The following is a 2,899-nucleotide window of genomic DNA, read 5'->3' as shown; positions in this document are numbered from 1 at the left end:
TCAAACAACATATAATCGAAGGTGTTGCGACGACCGGTTGAATCCGCCCTGACAGCCGCGATCTGAATGATGGGTCACTTTTCCCTCAGGTTGCCTCTGGCACAGAGCCTGCTCAAGGGCATCCAGCACGAAGTCGGTATGGGCCGTTGATGAGACACGCCAGCCCACAATGACCCGGGCAAACACATCAATGATGAAGGCTACATAAACAAAGCCCAGCCAAGTGGAAACATAAGTAAAATCCGAAACCCAGAGCCTGTTAGGGGCTGGTGCATGAAACTGGCGCTGCACCAGATCCTGTGGACAGGGCCGTGCCGGATCTGACCGTGTGGTTCTGACACCCTTGCCACGAATGACGCCTTTCAGTCCCATCTGACGCATCAGTCGCTCTACCGTGCAGCGGGCGACATCCAGACCTTCACGTTTGAGCTGATGCCAGACCTTGCGTGCTCCATAGACGCAGAAATTATCCTTCCAGACCCTGCGGATTTCATGACACAGCTCTTTGTCTTTCTGGTTGCGCACACAGGGATTTTTCTGTCTCGCCCGATAAGCATAATAGGCAGATGGTGCAATCGACAGAACCCTGCAGATTGACCCGACACCATATATCTGCCGATGCTCCTCAATGAAGCGTGTCATGGTCTGAAGATGCGGTCGAGCTCCGCTTGGGCAAAATATGCTGATGCCTTGCGCAGGATTTCATTGGCCTGCCGCAGTTCGCGGTTCTCTCGCTCCAGTTGCCTGATTTTCTCCCGTTCAGGCAGTTCACTGACCGTAGGCGCATTGGCCCGTTCATGCAGACGTGTCCATTTTGACAGCGTGTCAGGATGAATATCCAGCTTTGGCGCGATCGTCATCACTGCAGACCACCGCGAAGGATGGTTCTTCTCTTCCTCCAGAACCATGCGGGCTGCACGTTCACGAAATTCAGGCGGAAAACGCTTCGATTTATTGCTCATGACTATCTCTTACCTCACGGGTCTTGCTGTCTCCACAAAACCCGGGGCAATTCATCTGCCCGATACCGGACTTTTCCGCCGACCTTGAGTGTCCAGCGAGCGTCGGTATCCTTCTGTGCTGCCTTGTTCGGCTCGTCCGGCCAAATGTCGCTGGCGCTCTTCCCTGACTTGATCGCTTCGCGTTCGCCCTCGGTGTTCCGCTGCCTTGGCGCAGGCACCAGCGAGGCGTCCACGATCTGCCCGGACATTGGAATGTAGCCCTTCTTCTGGAGTTGCCAGTCAAAGGCCTTCATCACCCGCCTGAGCGTTCCCGTCTCGGTCAGGCGATTGCGAAAATGCCGGATCGTGTTCTCGTCCGGCGTTCGATCCCCGAGCGACAGCCCCAGAAATCGCAGCCAACTCAGCCGATCACGGATCATGAACTCCATCCGGGCGTCTGACAGATTATGCTGCGCCTGCAGGATCAGGGCCTTGAACATCATCACCGGATCGAATGGTGGTCGGCCGCCTTTGCTACCATCGCCGTACCCAAGCCCTTCGACCAGCCACGCCCGGAAATACTCGAAATCCACCGTCTCCTGCAAAACCTCGAGCGGATCGCCCTCTTTGCTCAATGCCGCAAGGTGATCGCTCAAACTGAACAGGGATTTGGGATCCATAGCAGGCCTCCGTGATCGCGTAACTTCAATGAATCACCATAGCCGTCCAGACACTACCGGTTTTTGCGGGTCTCCAGCTATTCATAATTTTCTATTATTTTAAATTTCGCATGAAAAAAAATTCCATTATAACTCCCATCAGAAGTAAACTCTCCCGGATGAAAAATATCCATATCTGTTGAGAATTGAGGACCAGGACTCAAACAGTACAATAAAATTAAATCCTTATACCTAAAGTATTTTTTGTCATCATATTTTTTTGTGTAAAACATTTTATTTAACGTTACATATTGTCCTTTTTTACTTATTATTTTGTCTACGTACCCTACTTTTTCGCCACCTTGATAAATAATATTATCTTTATTATTTATGAATTCCAAGCATTCATCATTGTTTTTCATACCTTCGCACATAGCAGTTTTCGTCAAATCCTTACTAAACCCCTGGCCATTTATGAATAATAAAAAAAATAATGTAATGAAAAAACTATTTTTTGAAGTTTTTATCATAAAAATCTCCATAATAATTCCAATAGGATGTTTTTGTACCACCAACAATCTCTTTTTCCCCATATATTTTTGCAATAATACTTTCCATAATCTGATCATTCCCCCCTCCATATTTATTATAAACATCTTTATATAATGGCGCAGTAATACTACTCCCGGAAACCAAAATATCTCTTCCACTTTCCGATAAAATTTCATTTCTAATTTTTATGTTATTTATAGTCGCATATCCTTCTCCAATTAGTTGAGAGTTTATGAAGGCGTCTTTTGATGACAAGTCTTGGCTAGTCGGATGCAAAGCATGTCCCAACTCATGTGACAGCTGGTTTGCAGTAAACGTAGTATCGCCTTGATAAATATTCCCAATATTTATGGATTTATTTTGAGCATCAGTAACGATCGTGCCATTATTGGCATAATTCATAGACCAGTCTTTCTTTCTTAAAGAAATAATTTCATTTTTTGCTGTTTCAGAAACAATCATCGTCGCCAAAACATCATCTCCATATGCCCATTTTTTTAAAATCATCTGATGCGTTTTTGTGCCAATAATTTTATCAATCAGGTCAGATTCTGCTTGAATTCGTTCCGAAGTTGATTGCTCTTGCGCTCCCGGAGCAGGGTTTTGTAAGTCCTGCAAAGCTTGAATTGCACCTTGCTTTGCCATTTTATCAAAAAGACTTTTTGTTTGTATTCCGACTTCCACTGTTGTTTCGACGGTTGTTTCAGCACCAACCTGGGTCTGCAGGGTATTATTGACTTTCGTGGC

General features: G+C 46.2%; 3 protein-coding genes, 1 pseudogene and 1 other annotated feature. All 4 genes and pseudogenes read right to left on the bottom strand.

Going from position 1 to position 2,899, the window contains the following annotated elements:
* Positions 1 to 48: 48 nt before the first annotated feature.
* A pseudogene (locus Abin_RS15990) lies at positions 49 to 962 on the bottom strand (IS3 family transposase); the annotation flags it as partial.
* Positions 568 to 684: a sequence feature (AL1L pseudoknot), on the bottom strand. (Overlaps the previous pseudogene by 117 nt.)
* Positions 963 to 976: 14 nt before the next feature.
* Positions 977 to 1,621: a transposase gene (locus Abin_RS14880; protein ID WP_255319442.1), complete on the bottom strand. Its 645-nt coding sequence runs from the start codon at positions 1,619 to 1,621 to the stop codon at positions 977 to 979.
* 77 nt (positions 1,622 to 1,698) lie between these two features.
* Positions 1,699 to 2,130, bottom strand: a complete 432-nt coding sequence (locus Abin_RS14875; protein ID WP_048848372.1) for a hypothetical protein — start codon at positions 2,128 to 2,130, stop codon at positions 1,699 to 1,701.
* The coding region (locus Abin_RS14870) for a hypothetical protein (protein WP_048848371.1) at positions 2,108 to 2,899 on the bottom strand (792 nt) is incomplete at its 5' end. The genes Abin_RS14870 and Abin_RS14875, both read right to left, overlap by 23 nt.

The sequence above is a fragment of the Acetobacter indonesiensis genome (assembly GCF_000963945.1).
Lineage (GTDB): Bacteria > Pseudomonadota > Alphaproteobacteria > Acetobacterales > Acetobacteraceae > Acetobacter > Acetobacter indonesiensis.
This window is presented reverse-complemented; position numbering and strand designations above follow the sequence as displayed.